Origin of the sequence: Vibrio sp. 10N.239.312.C11, from assembly GCF_041466065.1 — a bacterium.
In the GTDB taxonomy this organism is placed as follows: domain Bacteria; phylum Pseudomonadota; class Gammaproteobacteria; order Enterobacterales; family Vibrionaceae; genus Vibrio; species Vibrio tasmaniensis_A.
The window spans coordinates 1-17,410 of sequence record NZ_JBFSRZ010000045.1 but is presented as its reverse complement, the minus strand read 5'-3'; the positions used below and the strand labels follow the sequence as shown (position 1 = coordinate 17,410).

Genomic DNA, 17,410 nt, shown 5'->3' with positions numbered 1-17,410 from the left:
GTCATATCTTGCTGAAACATGGTCACTTTACACTCAATAAACTAGCAAAATTGTAGATCTTCTGGTCAGCAGGAAAAGGCAAGTTATAATGCCTGCAATTTCATGGATGCATTATTTAACTTGGAAATGCCGATTATGACTAAATCACAAAACGTAGACCCAGCAGAAATCAAAAAATTCGAAGACATGGCGTCGCGCTGGTGGGATCTAGAAGGCGAGTTTAAGCCACTACATCAAATCAACCCACTGCGCCTAAATTACGTTCTAGAGAAAACCGAAGGCCTATTTGGCAAGAAAGTTCTCGATGTTGGCTGCGGTGGCGGTATTTTGGCTGAGAGCATGGCCGTTGAAGGTGCGCTAGTCACTGGTTTAGATATGGGTAAAGAACCGCTAGAAGTCGCTCGTCTGCATGCATTAGAAACCGGCACCAAGCTTGATTACATTCAAAGCACCATTGAAGATCATGCTGAGCAAAACCCACAAACTTACGATGTGGTGACCTGCATGGAAATGCTAGAGCACGTACCAGACCCACAATCGGTTATCTCGGCTTGTTCAAAGTTGGTTAAACCGGGCGGCCATGTGTTCTTCTCGACATTGAACCGTAACTTTAAGTCTTACCTATTCGCTATAGTAGGTGCAGAAAAGCTACTTAAGATTGTCCCAGAAGGTACTCACGACCACGAAAAGTTCATTCGCCCAGCGGAACTTATCAAGATGATAGACAACACTCCGCTGCAAGAATTGGGGATTACAGGACTGCACTACAACCCGTTAACGGACACTTACCGTTTGGGCACAAATGTAGATGTTAACTACATAGTCCACACGCAAAATCTCACCCGATAACTATTAATATCACCAGCTTAAAATCTTTTAGAAAAAGACGATTGAAAAGAGTTGTAATTAACATAACTTTACGACTTTTTTCAGTCTAAATTTCGTGCGCTCGCTTCCATTTTGACCACCTAGATTTAATTTTAATCATCCAAAATCCATTGCCCATTTTGCTCAAAGATCAAGGGATTTTTTTTTATGTGTGCGCAAAAATAAAGCAACCTTAAAAGGCTATTTTTATACAATCAAGTCACATCGAACCTCGTCAGTTAGTGGTCACTTACAGTTTTTTTTCAATCCACCACTTATCCACAAGCACTCCCATTTCTTTACCTTGAAAAATATAAGCTGTAGCACTATCTTGTAACCCAACAAACAAATGACCCCTATATGTTGTGTTTGAACTACAATGTATGGGTAGACCAAGATCACAAAGCCGAAACGTAATTTACAAAAATTACACAGAAATACACAAAAACACGGCTTTGTTCAGTTTTGTTAGGGAAATTAAGCAGAATGAACCAACAACTTACTGTTACCAAACGTAACGGGCGCAAAGAAACAATCGATTTAGAGAAAATCCATCGAGTGATCACTTGGGCAGCTGAAGGCTTGCACAATGTTTCTGTATCACAAGTAGAATTGAAAGCTCACATTCAGTTTTACGATGGCATCACCACCACTGACATCCATGAGACAATCATTAAGTCAGCAGCGGATTTAATCTCTGAAGAGACTCCTGATTACCAATATCTAGCAGCACGTCTGTCAGTATTCCACCTACGTAAAAAAGCGTACGGCGAGTACGAGCCACCGGCTCTATATGACCACGTTGCAAAACTGGTTGATATGGGTAAATACGATAGCCACCTAATGGAAGACTACACGAAAGCTGAGTTTGACGAGCTTGACGCGTACATCGACCACAAGCGTGACTTAGACTTCTCTTATGCAGCGGTCAAGCAGCTTGAAGGTAAATACTTCGTGCAAAACCGTGTAACAAAAGAAATTTACGAGAGTGCTCAGTTCCTTTACATCCTAGTTGCTGCTTGTTTATTCGGTAAATACCCGAAATCAACTCGTCTGGATTACATCAAACGTTTTTACGACGCCTCATCTACGTTTAAGATTTCTCTACCTACACCAATTATGTCTGGTGTACGTACGCCTACTCGTCAATTCAGTTCTTGCGTACTGATCGAGTGTGGTGACAGCCTTGATTCTATCAACGCAACAGCAAGCTCTATTGTTCGTTACGTATCTCAACGTGCTGGTATTGGTATCAACGCAGGTCGTATCCGTGCGCTTGGTTCTGAAATTCGTGGTGGTGAAGCGTTCCACACTGGCTGTATCCCTTTCTACAAATACTTCCAAACAGCAGTAAAATGTTGTTCTCAAGGTGGTGTTCGTGGCGGTGCAGCAACCGTGTTCTACCCACTATGGCACGGTGAAGTTCAGTCTCTATTAGTACTGAAAAACAACCGTGGTGTTGAAGAGAACCGTGTTCGTCACATGGACTACGGCGTACAGCTTAATAAGCTTATGTACTCTCGTCTTGTTCAAGGTGGCAACATCAGCCTGTTCTCCCCTTCAGATGTACCTGGACTTTACGATGCGTTCTTCGAAAACCAAGAGCGTTTTGAAGAGCTGTACGTTAAGTACGAAAACGATCCTTCAGTGAAACGTGAAACTGTGAAAGCGGTTGAACTGTTCTCTCTACTAATGCAAGAGCGTGCTTCTACTGGTCGTATCTACATTCAGAACGTTGACCACTGTAATACACACAGCCCGTTTGATTCTGAAGTAGCACCTGTTCGTCAATCGAACCTATGTCTAGAAATCGCGCTACCAACTAAGCCACTTTCTAACGTGGAAGATGACGAAGGTGAGATTGCACTGTGTACGCTTTCAGCGTTCAACCTTGGCGCAATCAATGAACTCGACGACTTAGCAGAGCTTTCTGAGTTGGTTGTTCGTGCACTTGATGCACTGCTTGATTACCAAGACTACCCGCTTCCAGCAGCATACAAATCGACAATGAATCGTCGTACTTTAGGTGTGGGTGTCATCAACTATGCATACTACCTGGCGAAGAATGGTGTTAAGTACTCTGACGGCAGCGCAAATGGCCTGACTCACCGTACTTTTGAAGCAATTCAATACCACTTACTAAAAGCGTCTGTTGAACTAGCGAAAGAACAAGGCCGTTGCCCATCTTTCCACGAGACCAACTACGCGAAAGGCCTACTGCCAATCGATACTTATAAAAAAGATATCGACTTAGTATGTGAAGAGCCTCTGCACTACGATTGGGACACGCTACGTGAAGAGATCATGGAGCACGGTCTGCGTAACTCTACGCTAACAGCGCTTATGCCTTCTGAGACTTCGTCTCAAATCTCGAACGCGACTAACGGTATCGAGCCACCACGTGGTTATGTATCAGTGAAAGCGTCGAAAGACGGTATCCTGAAGCAAGTTGTTCCTGATTTCTTAAATCTTAAAAACAACTACGAGCTACTTTGGAACATTGGCAATAACGACGGTTACCTACACTTAGTGGGTATCATGCAAAAATTCGTTGACCAAGCTATCTCTGCAAACACTAACTATGATCCAAGTGTTTACGACAGCGGTAAAGTACCAATGAAGAAGCTGCTTCAAGACCTACTAACAGCGTACAAGTACGGTGTTAAGACGCTTTACTACCATAACACTCGTGATGGTGCTAAAGACGACCAAGGCGATGCAGTTCAAGTGCCGGAAGAAGATTGTGAAGGCGGCGGTTGTAAGATCTAAACCGCAATAAACATTAAGACCCCAGAGAAGAGTTATCTTCTCTGGGTTTAAAGCATTAACAGGGTCCGTTTTATTACGGGTCTTTAAAGGATTTGAGGCATTTATGGCTTACAGTACTTTTTCTCAGCAAAAAAATGACCAACTAAAAGAACCAATGTTCTTGGGTCAGTCGGTAAACGTTGCACGTTACGACCAACAAAAATTCGAAATCTTCGAAAAGCTTATCGAGAAGCAGCTTTCTTTCTTCTGGCGTCCAGAAGAAGTAGACGTGTCTAGCGACCGTATCGACTACAACAAGCTTCCTGAGCATGAAAAGCACATCTTCATCTCTAACTTGAAGTACCAAACGCTTCTAGATTCTATCCAAGGCCGCAGCCCTAACGTTGCCCTACTTCCATTGGTATCTCTACCAGAAGTTGAAACTTGGATTGAAACTTGGTCTTTCTCTGAAACGATTCATTCTCGTTCTTACACGCACATCATCCGTAACATCGTGAATGATCCAGGCGTAGTATTCGACGACATAGTTGAAAACGAAGAGATTCTAAAGCGCGCTAAAGACATCGCTTTCTACTACGACGACCTAATCAAGCTAACGGCTGACTACCACCGCTACGGTGAAGGCAACCACAGCATCAACGGCGAAGACGTTAAGATTTCACTTCACGACCTGAAGAAGAAACTTTACCTATGTCTAATGTCTGTAAACGCACTGGAAGCGATTCGTTTCTACGTAAGTTTCGCATGTTCATTTGCATTCGCTGAGCGTGAGCTAATGGAAGGTAACGCGAAGATCATCAAGCTAATCGCTCGTGATGAAGCCCTTCACCTTACTGGTACACAGCACATGATCAACTTGCTACGTAACGGTCAAGATGATTTCGAATTCATGCAGATCGCTGAAGAGTGTAAGCAAGAGTGTTTCGACCTATTCAAAGAAGCGGCTGAGCAAGAGAAAGAGTGGGCAGAATACCTATTCAAAGACGGCTCTATGATTGGTCTGAACAAAGACATTCTTTGCCAATACGTTGAGTACATTACCAACATTCGTATGCAAGCGGTTGGCCTAGGTACGGCTTACCCAGCAGCAACGTCGAACCCAATTCCATGGATCAACGCTTGGTTGTCTTCAGATAACGTTCAAGTTGCTCCACAAGAAGCTGAAATCAGTTCTTACCTAGTTGGCCAAATCGACAACGAAGTAAAAGCTGACGACTTTGAAGGATTTGAGCTGTAATGCCAACAATCAAAATCAACAAGCTGACTTCAATTGAATCTAACCCTTCAAACACTCTGTTGGAAACAATGGAACAAGCTGGGTTAGAGCCAGAATACAACTGCCGAGATGGTCACTGTGGCGCTTGCCGCTGTACGTTGGATTCCGGGGAAGTTGAGTACGTTGGTTTTGCTATGGCTTACACGCAAGGCAATGAAATTTTGCCTTGTATCTGTAAAGCAAAAACAGAACTATCGCTGAGTAACGTTATTCACAGAAATAAGCAAAAAAGTGCTTAATACTTGTACTTAGATCTTATACTTAGCTACTTAGCGCGATTAGTACAATGTTGAATCGTTAACAGAAAAGCTTAAAAATTTAAGGGCCCGATAATCTTCATTATCAGGCCCTTTTTGTTTTTCATGTTGGCTCAATCAGACAACTCGCTTATTGCACCAACTCGGCTTTGTTGATGTATATGATTTATTACATATATAGCTTTATAGCTTTAATTTGGACTTTATAGCGTTAACTTGGTTTATAGTACCGCTTTAGGAATAAACATGTCTTTCAATCGCTTAACCGAAGAGTAAGTACCAAACATCGGTTTGTTGTCTAGATGCCTTCTCAGCATATCGGCGGCAACGGTCTTAATCACGTTGCGTTGGTCTTCGCGTGAGTACTGACGATAAAACTCAAGCACCTGCCCCCACTCTCCTGCTTCAGTCGACAATGCGACGCTGAATGTGTTGCCTTCTAATTTACCAGTAACCAAAGCTAGTTCTGTACCGCACTTCTCTCTTGTAGCGCCAGCCAGTGCAAAGGTTGCGGCTAATGGATCACTCTTTTCAAGTTCGCTCTCTTTTGGCTCAGCCATGACCCATGAATGCCCAAAGCAGTCTTCAACCTGCTCATTCAATTGCAGCCACGCTGATAGGGCGCCTTTGGTCGACACTTCAGATACAGATAACGTCTTCTTTTTTTCCGCCATGATGTGTCCAATATGGTCAATCATTGGCTCATCAACGCTCACGACATTACTCTCTAGCAGCTTGTAAACCATTTGCAGAAGCTTAACGCGAGTTTCTAAGTCTGCCTTAGGACCAAACAGTTTGACCTCAATAAAAGGCAGATAAGAGCGGTAGCCAAGTTCATAGCCTGCTGGAAGCTTAAGCTGGTCTAACACATCCGAGATACCCGATTCAGACAAACCAAACGTAAACAATCGACTGCATTCAGAGGCAACCACTTGAGGGTAGGTACGCGACAAGTCAGGAAGAATCTCAAACGTCACCATACGTTTGAATTCACTCGGCACACCAGGAGTGAAATAGAAAGTCGCATCGTTGATTTTCAGCTTGAAGCCGCAAGCCGTACCCACAGGATTATCAACAATCTCTGAACTCGCGGGTAATAAAGCTTGCTTAAGGTTACTGTCAGGCATCGGCATACCACGTCCAGAGAACATCTCTTCCATACGAGTCAGCCACTCAGGGAACATGACAAGCTTTTGATCTGAGGCCGCAGCCGCAGCGGCCGCACTCATATCATCAGTTGTCGGCCCCAAACCACCATTGACGATAACCACATCATAGTTGAAGCTCAGCATCAGCAGTTCTTCGATCAGAGCGTTCATTCGGTCGCCCACAGTTGAACGCTTTGCCAAAGCAAAGCCGTGCTGATAAAACTCAGCAGACATCCAAGCTGCGTTTGTGTCGACAATGTCCCCATGAAGAACTTCTTCACCAGTGCTTAACATTGCGATTTTCGTCATATTTATATCCCTTGTGGCCATTAAAAGACACGGCATTATTTACAAACTAGTCTAAGGTTGAGTTTGAGTCATTCACCTTTTCACAAATATTACTAATGCTTAATCTAAGGTTTTCTTAGGAAAAGCAATAAATTATTAGTTCCCTAAACTAAGCATTTAATAGATAATTGTGACTCGGATCAATTATTAACTTCTCATGGAGACCCTTGTGGCCAAATCACCGTTACTAACGAAGGTTACTGCTGCATTTACAATGCTAATGTCAGTTAACTCGGTTGCAAGCCAATACGACTTCGACCAACCAATCAACCTTTCTTATTCGGATGAATGCGCTCAAGATTACTGTGTTAATGAAAGCTTGTACACCTATAAGCCTAGTAACAATTATGCGCTAAGCGAAACAAGCGACCAATATGATTTAACCATCGAAAAACAACCACTCTACCTTACCGTTAGCGATGGCAAAGATTGGGATTACCTCATGGGCCAAACTTATACCATTCTTGGTTTAAGTGTCGCAACCGTTGGCCTCATGACGCTTTTACCTGAAAGTATCACTAAGTGGGATGATGACCAGCGTGATATCAGTGCACTAGGTAAAAAATGGAAAGATAACGTTTCTGAAGGCCCAGTATGGGACCGTGATGAACACTTCCTAAACTACGTAATGCATCCGTATTTCGGTGGTGTTTACTACACCGCAGCTCGACATGCTGGTTATGACGAGTTTGAGTCTTTCTTATACTCTTGGACAATGTCGACATTTTTCTGGGAATACGGCGTAGAAGCGTTTGCTGAAGTACCGTCATGGCAAGATATCTTTATTACACCATTCTTTGGGGCTGTTGTCGGTGAAATGATGCTAGAAGCAGAGCAAGACATTGTTGCTTCAGGTGGCGAAGTGATGGGCTCTCAAACCATGGGTGATGTTTCATTATTCTTCCTCAACCCTGTTGGCCATATCCACTACTGGGTAAGTGATGCATGGGGTGGTGACGCAGAAGTTAATCTGAATACTAACCCTTGGTGGGATAACAAAGACGCAGCCCGATTCGCCTACGATGCAGGGGCAACATACGACTCTCAGTTTGTTGGTATGAACTTTAAAGTAACGTTTTAAATCGACTTCCAGTCTCTGAACTCTATGTTACTGCATTTCAAATAAATGCGACAACTCTTCTAAAAGCGGCTCTCTAGCCGCTTTTTTTGTGCCCTACTCTTCATTCTCTTTTTTTGCATCACAGCTTAGTTTCAAAAATTGACACAGGTCAAACATTGTTCGATGTAACCTTCTACACTGAAATTAAAGAACTTTATCACGTGATATCAAACATTTAATTAGCAACGAACAATTGAGACTTTGGGGGCTGATATGAACAGTACATTTATCGTAAACTTTATCGGACAAGCATCACCAGCAACAATCAAGCAACTTGCTGCGGTTACTCACGAAAACGACGGAAAATGGCTCATCAGTAAAGTTAACTTTATTGAAGATCAAGTTGCAGGCGTATTAAAGATTCAACTTCCTGCCATCAACGAATCAATTGTTAAGGATGCTTTCAGTGCCAATGCTGACTTGATCGTGCAGTTTGTTGATTCAGACCACACTCACAACGCACAAGACACAATACATCATTTACGACTCGACTCTAACGACCGAGCTGGCATCGTCAACGAAGTGACACATGTACTAGACAGACAAGGGATTAGCATTCTAGATATGGATTGCCACCGAGTATTTATCGCTGGTGGCGGTGGTGTTAGCTCAAGCTTATTTACTTCCAAGATTGCCGTTAAGCTACCAATCGAAGTTTTGATTGATGACGTAGTGAATGAATTAGAAACGCTCAGTGAAGATACTCGAGTGATGATTGAAAGCTAACAAGCTAGCCTCCTGATGATAAATTCATCATTGGGAGGCTCCCCTCCAGAAAGCCCCCTCCTCTTACATAACTTACAAAAAACCATATGGAAACATTCGAAATACATAACTTAACCATATGAATTCAGGCATTCGTATAATATTTTTGTTACCATAGATTATCTTATACAATTTAATGGTTTAGGTTCAAACATGGAAAGAAACAGGTCGAGTTGGCAGCTCAATACCATCTCAGTAATCCTTCTCATAACACTATTCAGTGGCTGTAAAAGCGGTCATGAGAATAATGGTAAAACAACGTCTACTTCGTCATCATCACAAATTAACGTTAGCATCCCGAAAAGTGTTTCATTTTCTGAACCACAATCAGGGTCGAAGACAGAGTCAATTACAGTTTCTTTTTCCAAAGCCTTAAGCCAAGAGCTCACTCTCACTATCGTCACCAGCGATATCACAACACGCTCTACTGGTATGTTTAAAAGCTACGATGCTATCTCTAGCCAAAACGTCAAGGTTTAGGCGGGTGCAACTAGTGCAGCTCTTCCTTTGAATCTTACCCATAATAATCTTTACGAAGGGAACAAGACCTTTCACTACACCATTGGTGTGGATAACAGTGCAAATTACACTCTGACCAACAAGCAAACCGAAGTAACCATTAATGATAGTGACGCTCAGCCAACAGTCCGGTTTAGCAAAGACTTAAGTACCGTTGTAGAGGGTGACAGCGTTGTTCAGCAAGCGACTTTAAGCCACTACACCTCTAAAGAGGTTACGCTGACACTCGCTCAAACGGGTATCGCCACAGCTAAAGACTTTAGTGTTGATATCGCTGGTTCAAGTATCAAGATAGCCGCTGAAACCCTGTCAACAAGCATCAAGTTTTCTGCGATTGCTGACAGCTTCAATGAAGGCGGAGAATCCGTAATTTACACCATCGCTAGCGCAGGAAACGCAGCTATCGATGCTAAGAAAAACTCGCTTGCGTTCTATATACCCGGACAGAAAAGCTTCAACGATACTGGCTATGTAACCTATTTCGATGGCACAGCTTACGACAGCACCACCCCTCCAGCATCGCACCCTAATCAAGATGCCGATTTTGGTTTAGATAAAACGGATGGAAGTGAGCACTCTGATGGTGCATATGGTTTCCGCTACACCAAGATTGATGCGAATGGTAATCCAGTAAATTCATCAGCCTCTAGTTGGCGCTGTGTAAAAGATGAACGAACAGGTTTATATATTGAAAACAAACAAACCGCTAGAGCGCTGCCTACGACAAGCAACATCGAAACTTGGGTTGAAAAACATAAACTAGACGCTAACGCAAACCCTTACCCTTGGGGAACTGAATCAAGTTATTGGCGAAGTGCTTCATACACCTACACTTGGTACGATTCCGATGCAACCACCAATGGCGGTTATGCCGGAGCGCCTAACGATCTGCTGTACAGCGCCGGCCCTATATCTTCTCAATGCGCTTATCCCAATGACAATTCTGGTAGTCGCAACTGTAATACCAAAAGCTATATTGAGAGCCTAAACAGTTATGCTATCTGCGGCATCACGGATTGGCGTCTGCCCTCTCCTATTGAGGCTCGTTCATTCATTAACTTTAATGTCGGCAGCAAACCATCAAGTGGTGTGGACTTCTTCCCTAACCTAGGTACCAAGCTCTTTACCAAAACAAGCTCAGTAAAACAAAACGGTAGCGTACGATGCGTTGATACGGCTACGGGAGAGCTAGAGCTTTGTAATAAAAACATTTCAAGTTCAGCGGGTATTGTCGCTGTGAGCGGAGGCTTAGACTAATGAAACTTCATATATGCTTAGGGACACTAACCGCCCTACTATGCGGTAACGTATTAGCACAAACATGTGTAACGACACAGTCGGCATCGGTTAAAGACGGGCAGCTTATCGACCGTAAAGATGGTACATTACTGGACGTTACCACTAATTTACTTTGGTCTAAATGTAACTTAGGTGAAAGCTACAATTCCGCACAAGATAAATGTGATGGAACAGCACTTAAATACAAAAGCTGGCAAGATGCACTCAATGCAACTAAAGACACAAACCTAACCACAATTGCTAGTCAAACGGGCTTTCGCTTGCCAAATATCAAAGAGCTCAGTTCAATCGTAGAGTACCGCTGCACGAAACCTGCTATCAACCTGACACATTTCCCCACGACAACCAATGAGCCTTACTGGACGAACACACCAGACGCACACAAAATTAACAGTGCCTATGATGGTTTGATCATTGATTTCGAAGAGGCCCTGGAAACGATTATAGATCCAAGTAACCCCCCTTCTCCTCTGATTAGATTAGTTAAGCCATTTAACTAGTTTTAAAGGAAAATAAAAAGAGCAGCTCATTGGCTGCTCTTTTTATTTTTATGAACTTATATAGTTACTTAACCGACCATTGCGACAATGAGCGTTTGAAGTCTTCATAGCCGAATTCATTTAGCTTCTGAACTTCGCCATTGCTGCGATCGCAATAGATCGATGGCATTTTTAGGCCGTTGAACCAGTTCAATTTCACCATAGTGTAACCAGCACTGTCCAACAGATGCAGCTTTTGACCAATGTTCAGCGGCTCATCAAAACTCGCTTCGCAGAACTGGTCGCCAGCCAAGCATGAACATGAGCCAATCACATAGTCATGACTACCATTTTCAGACGCTTCTAATACCGATGCTGGTTCATTATAGATAAGCGTATCAAGGCGATGTGCCTCAGTCGCTGAATCCACAATCGCTGTTTTCTTCACGTTCTCAACAATATCGACCACTGTCACAACTAGGTCGGTTGTTTTAGTGATGATGGCTTCACCCGGCTCAAGATACATCTGCACACCGTGCTTTTCAGAGAAGGCTTTCAGCGCAAGGCCGAGTTTTTCGATGTCATAGCCCGGCCATGTGAAGAACACACCACCGCCCATGCTCACCCAGTCCAACTTATCTAGGTGCTTACCAAACTGCTCTGAGATTGAATCAAGCAGGCCGATAAATGCATCGACGTCTTTGTTCTCGCAGTTCATGTGGAACATCACACCATTAATCTCATCGAAGATTTCCGGTTTAATGTGATCTGCTTGCACACCCAAACGCGAGAATTGACGCGCTGGGTTAGCCAAGTCTTGTCCTGCATAGCTCACGCCCGGATTTAAACGTAAACCCAATGAAGCTCTATCTTCAACAATATGACGGTAAGCAGCAAGTTGACTTTGAGAGTTGAAGATCATCTTGTCGCAGATATCCGCAACTTCTCTCACGTCATCTTCGCTGTAACCCACACTGTAAGCGTGCGTTTCACCACCAAAGGTTTCGTGGCCAAGCTTGACTTCGTATGGGCCAGAGCTTGTCGTGCCATCGAGGTAAGGTTTGATGATGTCAAACACACCCCATGTCGAAAAACACTTGAGTGCCAATACCAATTTCACACCTGAAATCTCTTTCAGTTGCTTGGCTTTCTCTAGATTCGCAATCAACTTGTCTTCGTTGATCATGAAATATGGGGTTTTTAGTTCTTCTTTCTTAAACGTCATTTTTGTAAACACTCAAGCAGCATCTATAGATGGAAAGGTAAATTAACAATTTTGGTGTGATTTATTTTGATTTTGTCCTGTCCGAGCGCAGTGAGTTACAAAATCAAAATAAATGATACCAAAGCTTCAAGGCTATCATCATCGAAAAGGGAACAATCCATGTCCCCTTTAATTAGCAATCAAAACAAGAAATCAGTTCTTATTTTTTCAGCTCTTGAATCACAGGAAGACCTTGGCCTGCTTCAAGTTCTTGAACATGCCAATCTAGACCGATTTCCGGCATGGTTGCTAGGAACGGGTCTGGGTTTAGCTGTTCCATGTTGAACACGCCTTTATCAGCCCATTCGCCACGGAAGAACTGAAGTGCAGCAGTAATCGCAGGTACACCTGTTGTGTAAGAGATCGCTTGGTGCTCTACGTCTTCGTAAGCCACTTCGTGGTCTGCGTTATTGTAGATGAATACGCTACGCTCTTTACCGTCTTTCTTACCTTGAACCCAAGTACCGATACACGTTAAACCTGTGTAACCCGGAGCCAAAGATGTTGGATCTGGTAGCAGCGCTTTAAGAACATGAAGAGGCTGAACCACAGTGCCGTCGTGCAGTGTTAGCGGATCAGGGCTAAGAAGGCCGATATCACGCATGCAGTTGAAGTAGTTCAAGTATGCATCACCAAAGCCCATCCAGAATTCGATACGCTTAGCTGGGATGAATTCCTTCATTGAACGCACTTCATCGTGTGCCATTGAGTAAACTTTGTGAGAACCACAGTTCGGGAATTCAAACTCAAGCATACGAGAGTGGCAAGGTACTTGCTTCCACTCTTCATTTTCCCAGTAGAAAGAATCACCTTGGATCTCAAGCATGTTGGTTTCTGGGTCAAAGTTTGTCGCAAACTTCTTGCCGTGGTCGCCAGCATTGACGTCCATTACATCAATTGAGTCAATCTCATCGAACAAGTGCTTAACCGCGTACGCTGCAAAGATTGATACCACACCTGGATCGAAACCAGCGCCAAGAATACCTGTGATGCCCGCTTCAGCGAACTTCTCACGGTAGCCCCACTGCCAATCGTAAGCTTGTGGTACTTGTTGGCCTTCAGAACATAGGTCAACCGCTACCGATGTATCTAGGTAAGAGACTTTCGATTGGTAACACGCTTCCATGATCGCCATGTTTACCCAAGGAGGACCAGCGTTGATCACTAGATCCGGCTTAACTTCTTTAATCAAAGCAACAAGCGCATCAACATCGTCAGCGTCTACTGAACGAGCTTCTAGTTTCTTAGTAGAATCTTTAAGGTTGTTTTTGCCTTTGATAGATTCGATGATTTTTTCACACTTCGCAATTGTGCGAGAAGCGATTGTGATATCACCCAGCACTTCGTTATTTTGTGCTGCTTTGTGTGCAACAACCCAACCAACGCCGCCTGCACCAATTTGTAGAATAGCCATAGTTTTAATTACCCTTGTTGTTCTGCTAGCTCAATAGCTAAAGTTTGAATTTTATTAATTAGAGATTTGAAATCTGATGTCGTTAAGCACGGATTCAAGATAGTGAATTTCAGCGCGCTTTTACCATCAACGACCGTTTCGCCAAGTACTGCAACGCCACGAGTCAGCGCCTCCAGTCTTAACGTCTGATTCAGTTTGTCTAAATCAAGAACGCCGTTTGCTGATAGCTCGTTGTTCGGTAACGCACGGAACAGCACAGTCGACAGTGACGGCTCAGCAAGCAGCTCAAAATCGTCATGCTTCTGAATCAGACCGGCAACTTCAAGCGTCTGCTCTAGAAGATGGTCGTACATATCACCCAGTTGCTTTGGTCCAACGCTTTGCATCGTCATGAACACTTTCAATGCATCGAAACGCTTGGTGGTCGCGATAGACTTATCGACTAGATTTGGCAGTTCATCGTGTTCGCGGTTCAAGTAGTCTGCGTGATGCAGTAGGTACTTAAAGTTCGCTTTGTCTTTCAGCAGCACTGCACCACAGCTGATTGTTTGGAAGAACAACTTGTGGAAGTCGACACTCACTGAGTCCGCTTTTTCGATACCTTTCAGACGAGCTTTATGGCTACTTAAGATAAGCGCGCCACCGTAAGCACTGTCGACATGGAACCAAAGATCTTGTTGGTTGGCGATGTCAGCAATCGCTTCAAGGTCATCAATAGCACCGTGATCGGTCGTACCCGCAGTACCGACAACCGCAAAAGGAATCAACCCTTGAGCTTTAAGCGCTTTCACTTCTGCATCTAACAAGTCAGGCTTGATAGTGCCGTTTGCATTGATGTCAACACAGCATACTGCCGCTTCACCTAGCCCTAATAGAGAGGCTGACTTTTGAACCGTGAAGTGCGATTTCTTTGAACATAAGATACGCAGCTTGCTCGCGTATTCTGGTAAGCCAAGCTTTTGGATAGAATGACCATTGTGCTTATCCGCAACCCAGTCTCTCGCAAGCAATAAACCCATTAGGTTACTTTGCGTGCCGCCGCTAGTGAAAACACCGTCAGCTTGTGCGCCAAGTTGGTATTTGTCGCACATCCAATCCACGACACGCTGCTCTACATAAGTCGCAGCAGATGCTTGGTCCCATGAATCCATTGATTGATTCAACGCCGCGATAATCGATTCCGCAGCTACCGAAGCCATAAGCGGTGGAGTGTGAAGGTGCGCAATGCAGTCTGGGTGTTGCACGAAGATGGAGTTTGCAGCGACAAGGTCTGCAGTGCTATCTACAACATCAACCAAAGCGTGTTGATTGTTATCGAGATCAACAGCATTGATAGCAGCTTCTAACACTTTTGGATCTAAACCCGAATAAGGGGTTTCAACCTGTTCAAAAACGGCTTTCATCGCTTGAGTGGTTTGGTTCATCACGCTAGCAAATTCGTCGCTACCGCCTAAACCTGTCTGGATGAAATGCTTGTTCCATTCTTGGTTAGTTTGTTCGCTTGAAGCTGGGTCTTGTTGTAAACCACCACCCGCTGCGATGATCGCTTCTTCCATGACGCGCAGTGCAAAGTCGATCTGCTCAAAAGAGATAATCATTGGCGGAAGGAAACGAATTACGGAACCATCGCGACCACCCTTTTCAACCATCAAGCCGCGCTCTAATGCTGCTCGTTGAATAGCTAGAGTCAGTTCGCCGTCTGATTGCGGCTCGCCAAATTTGTTGAGCTCACCATTTGGTTGCTTGATCTCAGCGCCAAGCATCAAGCCTTTACCACGAACTTCAGCAATACAGTTCACACGCGATTGAATCTTCTCGAGCCCGTGACGTAAATATTGGCCTGCGATGTTCGCGTGCTCAACCAAGCCATCACGCTCGATGATTTCCAGTGCCTTAGCGCCAGACACCATTGCTAATTGGTTACCACGGAATGTACCGGTGTGCTCACCCGCTTTCCATGTATCAATGCTCTTATCGAACACAAGCAGCGACATAGGCAGTCCGCCACCAATCGCTTTAGATAAACATAAGATATCAGGGTTAACGCCTGACTCTTCAAACGCGAATCGATGACCCGTTTTACCCACGCCACACTGAATTTCATCAAAAATCAGTAGGATGCCATGTTCATCACAGATGCGACGTAGGCCTTGTAACCAAGATGCAGGAGCTGGAATCACACCGCCCTCACCTTGTACAGGCTCGACGATCATCGCTGCAGGTTTCATGATGCCAGATTCATCGTCATTCAACATACGCTCGATGTAACGAATGCTCGCGTTAGCACCCGCTTCACCACCAATGCCAAACGGGCAACGAAGATTGTATGGGAAAGGCATGAAATGTACGTCAGACATTAAGCCGCTACGACGTTCTTTAGTACCAAGGTTACCCATCATGCCCATGGTGCCGTTAGTCATGCCGTGGTAAGCACCACGAAAAGCAAACATGGTGTTGCGACCTGTAGTTTGCTTGGCTAGCTTGATCGCGGCTTCCACAGCATCAGCACCAGACGGGCCACAGAATTGAAGAACCGAGTTCGTTGAAAAGTCTTGAGGGAGAAAAGCTTTAACTCGCTTGATAAACGTCTCTTTTGCTTGAGTCGTAATATCAAGAGTCTGGTATGGCAAACCTGAATCGAGTTGGTCTTTAAGTGCTTGGTTAATCTCAGGGTGGTTGTAACCCAGAGAAAGTGTACCTGCACCGGCCAAGCAATCGAGAAAGAGTTGGCCACGAGTATCTTCAACTAAAACACCACATGCTCGTTTAATAGCAATTGGTAGGCGTCTTGGGTAAGAGCGAACATCCGATTCATGCTGTTCTTGCTCAAGCAAAATAGCGTCGGGTGTTAGGTCATAAGTTCCCTCTACGATAGGAACCATAGTTGAAAATGAATTTGCGATAGTATTAATATCGACTTCAAAGGCGGTAGTCATAAAAGTCCCCTTGAATGTGTTCATACTCACCTCCATCAGACGCAATTGCACACCGTCCCTCTATTGATTTAGAGAGAATTCATAGTGAAACACGCGTATTGTCTAGAAATGAGATATAGCTGTACGCTCGCATAAGTCAAATGACGAATACGAAATTAGGCCGTCTTAGGACAGCAAAAATTAGTTAGCGTGAGCTCAAGGTTCAGTAATGCTACTGTTTTGAAGAATTGGACATTTGTGCAGTATCGGACAGCTATGAAGAACTGGCCCTTTTGGAAATGCAGAGCTGATTAGCAATGTTGTTATTAGTGTGTTCAATGTTGGGTTTCCCATTAGCATGGCGAATTGCGCCATAAGTATCCCGTCTATCAGCTAAAGGCTAGCTGATACCTACCCTACGTAATGTCCCAATCAGCAAGAATGGTCATTACGCGTATCCCCCAGAAGCAATCATTGCTCTTCTTGAACATTGTTCATTCCGAGATTGCGCGGGAAAATAACATAAAGTGAAATGAACGATCAATAGTTTTTAATAATCGCTTGATAAATAGGAGCGGTGACTGACAAATTGCTGAAAATATCGACAAGTTAATCTTTAGGTAAGGAGATCCCCGGTTCGCTCGTTCCTCGCGGCCGAGGATGACGACATGGGTATACAGGCGGTGTTAGTGAGGGCTTTGAGGCTGTGGCGCCTTTCCGTCATTCCCTAGCACGAGGAACGAGTTCATAGGGAATCTCGCTTTTAAAAGCTAAGTAATGTAAACGAACTTGATAGCAACATTTTGAGATAGAAAAGGAAGTTTGGGTGTGTTCAAACAGAAAGAGGAATAACGCATAAAAATCAGAACAGCAGAAGCCAAAAAGCCCGAACATTTCTGTTCGGGCTTTTTAATTTGGAGCGATACATCGGGTTCGAACCGATGACCTCAACCTTGGCAAGGTTGCGCTC

General features: G+C 44.1%; 13 protein-coding genes. 9 read left to right on the top strand and 4 right to left on the bottom strand.

The genetic code is table 11. The features are described from left to right. Positions 1-102 precede the first annotated feature (102 nt). The 4 genes from ubiG to yfaE all read left to right on the top strand — a co-directional run bounded on the left by ubiG (position 103) and on the right by yfaE (position 5,151). Positions 103-849, top strand: a complete 747-nt coding sequence (gene ubiG, locus AB6D07_RS17200) for a bifunctional 2-polyprenyl-6-hydroxyphenol methylase/3-demethylubiquinol 3-O-methyltransferase UbiG (RefSeq protein WP_017101817.1) — start codon at positions 103-105, stop codon at positions 847-849. Between the two features lie 504 nt (positions 850-1,353). Next, positions 1,354-3,636, top strand: a complete 2,283-nt coding sequence (nrdA, locus tag AB6D07_RS17195) for a class 1a ribonucleoside-diphosphate reductase subunit alpha (protein ID WP_017103441.1) — start codon at positions 1,354-1,356, stop codon at positions 3,634-3,636. 103 nt (positions 3,637-3,739) lie between these two features. Next, the gene (gene nrdB / locus AB6D07_RS17190) at positions 3,740-4,873 is read left to right on the top strand and encodes a class Ia ribonucleoside-diphosphate reductase subunit beta (RefSeq protein ID WP_017063554.1); all 1,134 of its coding nucleotides are present in this window, start codon (positions 3,740-3,742) and stop codon (positions 4,871-4,873) included. Then, positions 4,873-5,151, top strand: a complete 279-nt coding sequence (gene yfaE / locus AB6D07_RS17185; RefSeq protein WP_009848850.1) for a class I ribonucleotide reductase maintenance protein YfaE — start codon at positions 4,873-4,875, stop codon at positions 5,149-5,151. Before nrdB ends, yfaE begins: the two co-directional genes overlap by 1 nt. A 239-nt stretch (positions 5,152-5,390) precedes the next feature. On the opposite strand, the gene AB6D07_RS17180 is transcribed toward yfaE, so the two are convergent. Next, complete coding sequence (locus tag AB6D07_RS17180; RefSeq protein WP_029222995.1) at positions 5,391-6,626, bottom strand: CinA family nicotinamide mononucleotide deamidase-related protein; 1,236 nt, start codon at positions 6,624-6,626, stop codon at positions 5,391-5,393. A 208-nt stretch (positions 6,627-6,834) separates the two neighbouring features. Here AB6D07_RS17180 and AB6D07_RS17175 point away from each other — a divergent pair, with 208 nt between their 5' ends. From AB6D07_RS17175 to AB6D07_RS17155, 5 genes are all read left to right on the top strand, one after another. Beyond that, positions 6,835-7,746, top strand: a complete 912-nt coding sequence (locus tag AB6D07_RS17175) for a DUF3943 domain-containing protein (protein WP_009848852.1) — start codon at positions 6,835-6,837, stop codon at positions 7,744-7,746. Positions 7,747-7,998: 252 nt separating this feature from the next. Beyond that, positions 7,999-8,511, top strand: coding sequence for a glycine cleavage system protein R (locus tag AB6D07_RS17170; protein ID WP_009848853.1), 513 nt, complete (start codon positions 7,999-8,001; stop codon positions 8,509-8,511). Between the two features lie 192 nt (positions 8,512-8,703). Then, entirely contained in the window at positions 8,704-9,030 is a 327-nt protein-coding gene (locus AB6D07_RS17165) for a hypothetical protein (RefSeq protein ID WP_372091235.1), read from the top strand. Between the two features lie 27 nt (positions 9,031-9,057). Next, positions 9,058-10,326: a DUF1566 domain-containing protein gene (locus AB6D07_RS17160; protein WP_372091234.1), complete on the top strand. Its 1,269-nt coding sequence runs from the start codon at positions 9,058-9,060 to the stop codon at positions 10,324-10,326. Then, the gene (locus AB6D07_RS17155; RefSeq protein ID WP_017100618.1) at positions 10,326-10,868 is read left to right on the top strand and encodes a DUF1566 domain-containing protein; all 543 of its coding nucleotides are present in this window, start codon (positions 10,326-10,328) and stop codon (positions 10,866-10,868) included. Before AB6D07_RS17160 ends, AB6D07_RS17155 begins: the two co-directional genes overlap by 1 nt. A gap of 64 nt (positions 10,869-10,932) precedes the next feature. Here AB6D07_RS17155 and nspC read toward each other — a convergent pair whose 3' ends face one another. From nspC to AB6D07_RS17140, 3 genes are all read right to left on the bottom strand, one after another. After that, positions 10,933-12,072, bottom strand: coding sequence for a carboxynorspermidine decarboxylase (nspC, locus tag AB6D07_RS17150; protein ID WP_029223124.1), 1,140 nt, complete (start codon positions 12,070-12,072; stop codon positions 10,933-10,935). Between the two features lie 199 nt (positions 12,073-12,271). Further along, a complete protein-coding gene (locus AB6D07_RS17145) occupies positions 12,272-13,525 on the bottom strand; it encodes a carboxynorspermidine synthase (RefSeq protein WP_017098192.1) in 1,254 nt (417 codons plus the stop codon). An 8-nt stretch (positions 13,526-13,533) separates the two neighbouring features. Further along, a complete protein-coding gene (locus AB6D07_RS17140; protein ID WP_029223125.1) occupies positions 13,534-16,485 on the bottom strand; it encodes a pyridoxal phosphate-dependent class III aminotransferase in 2,952 nt (983 codons plus the stop codon). Positions 16,486-17,410: the final 925 nt, after the last annotated feature.

Excerpts from the sequence above, each read along its gene's own strand:
- ubiG (WP_017101817.1), top strand. The coding sequence starts at position 103 with ATGGATGCATTATTTAACTTGGAAATGCCGATTATGACTAAATCACAA.
- nrdA (WP_017103441.1), top strand. The coding sequence starts at position 1,354 with ATGAACCAACAACTTACTGTTACCAAACGTAACGGGCGCAAAGAAACA.
- nrdB (WP_017063554.1), top strand. The coding sequence starts at position 3,740 with ATGGCTTACAGTACTTTTTCTCAGCAAAAAAATGACCAACTAAAAGAA.
- yfaE (WP_009848850.1), top strand. The coding sequence starts at position 4,873 with ATGCCAACAATCAAAATCAACAAGCTGACTTCAATTGAATCTAACCCT.
- AB6D07_RS17180 (WP_029222995.1), bottom strand. The coding sequence starts at position 6,626 with ATGACGAAAATCGCAATGTTAAGCACTGGTGAAGAAGTTCTTCATGGG.
- AB6D07_RS17170 (WP_009848853.1), top strand. The coding sequence starts at position 7,999 with ATGAACAGTACATTTATCGTAAACTTTATCGGACAAGCATCACCAGCA.
- AB6D07_RS17165 (WP_372091235.1), top strand. The coding sequence starts at position 8,704 with ATGGAAAGAAACAGGTCGAGTTGGCAGCTCAATACCATCTCAGTAATC.
- AB6D07_RS17155 (WP_017100618.1), top strand. The coding sequence starts at position 10,326 with ATGAAACTTCATATATGCTTAGGGACACTAACCGCCCTACTATGCGGT.
- nspC (WP_029223124.1), bottom strand. The coding sequence starts at position 12,072 with ATGACGTTTAAGAAAGAAGAACTAAAAACCCCATATTTCATGATCAAC.
- AB6D07_RS17145 (WP_017098192.1), bottom strand. The coding sequence starts at position 13,525 with ATGGCTATTCTACAAATTGGTGCAGGCGGCGTTGGTTGGGTTGTTGCA.
- AB6D07_RS17140 (WP_029223125.1), bottom strand. The coding sequence starts at position 16,485 with ATGAACACATTCAAGGGGACTTTTATGACTACCGCCTTTGAAGTCGAT.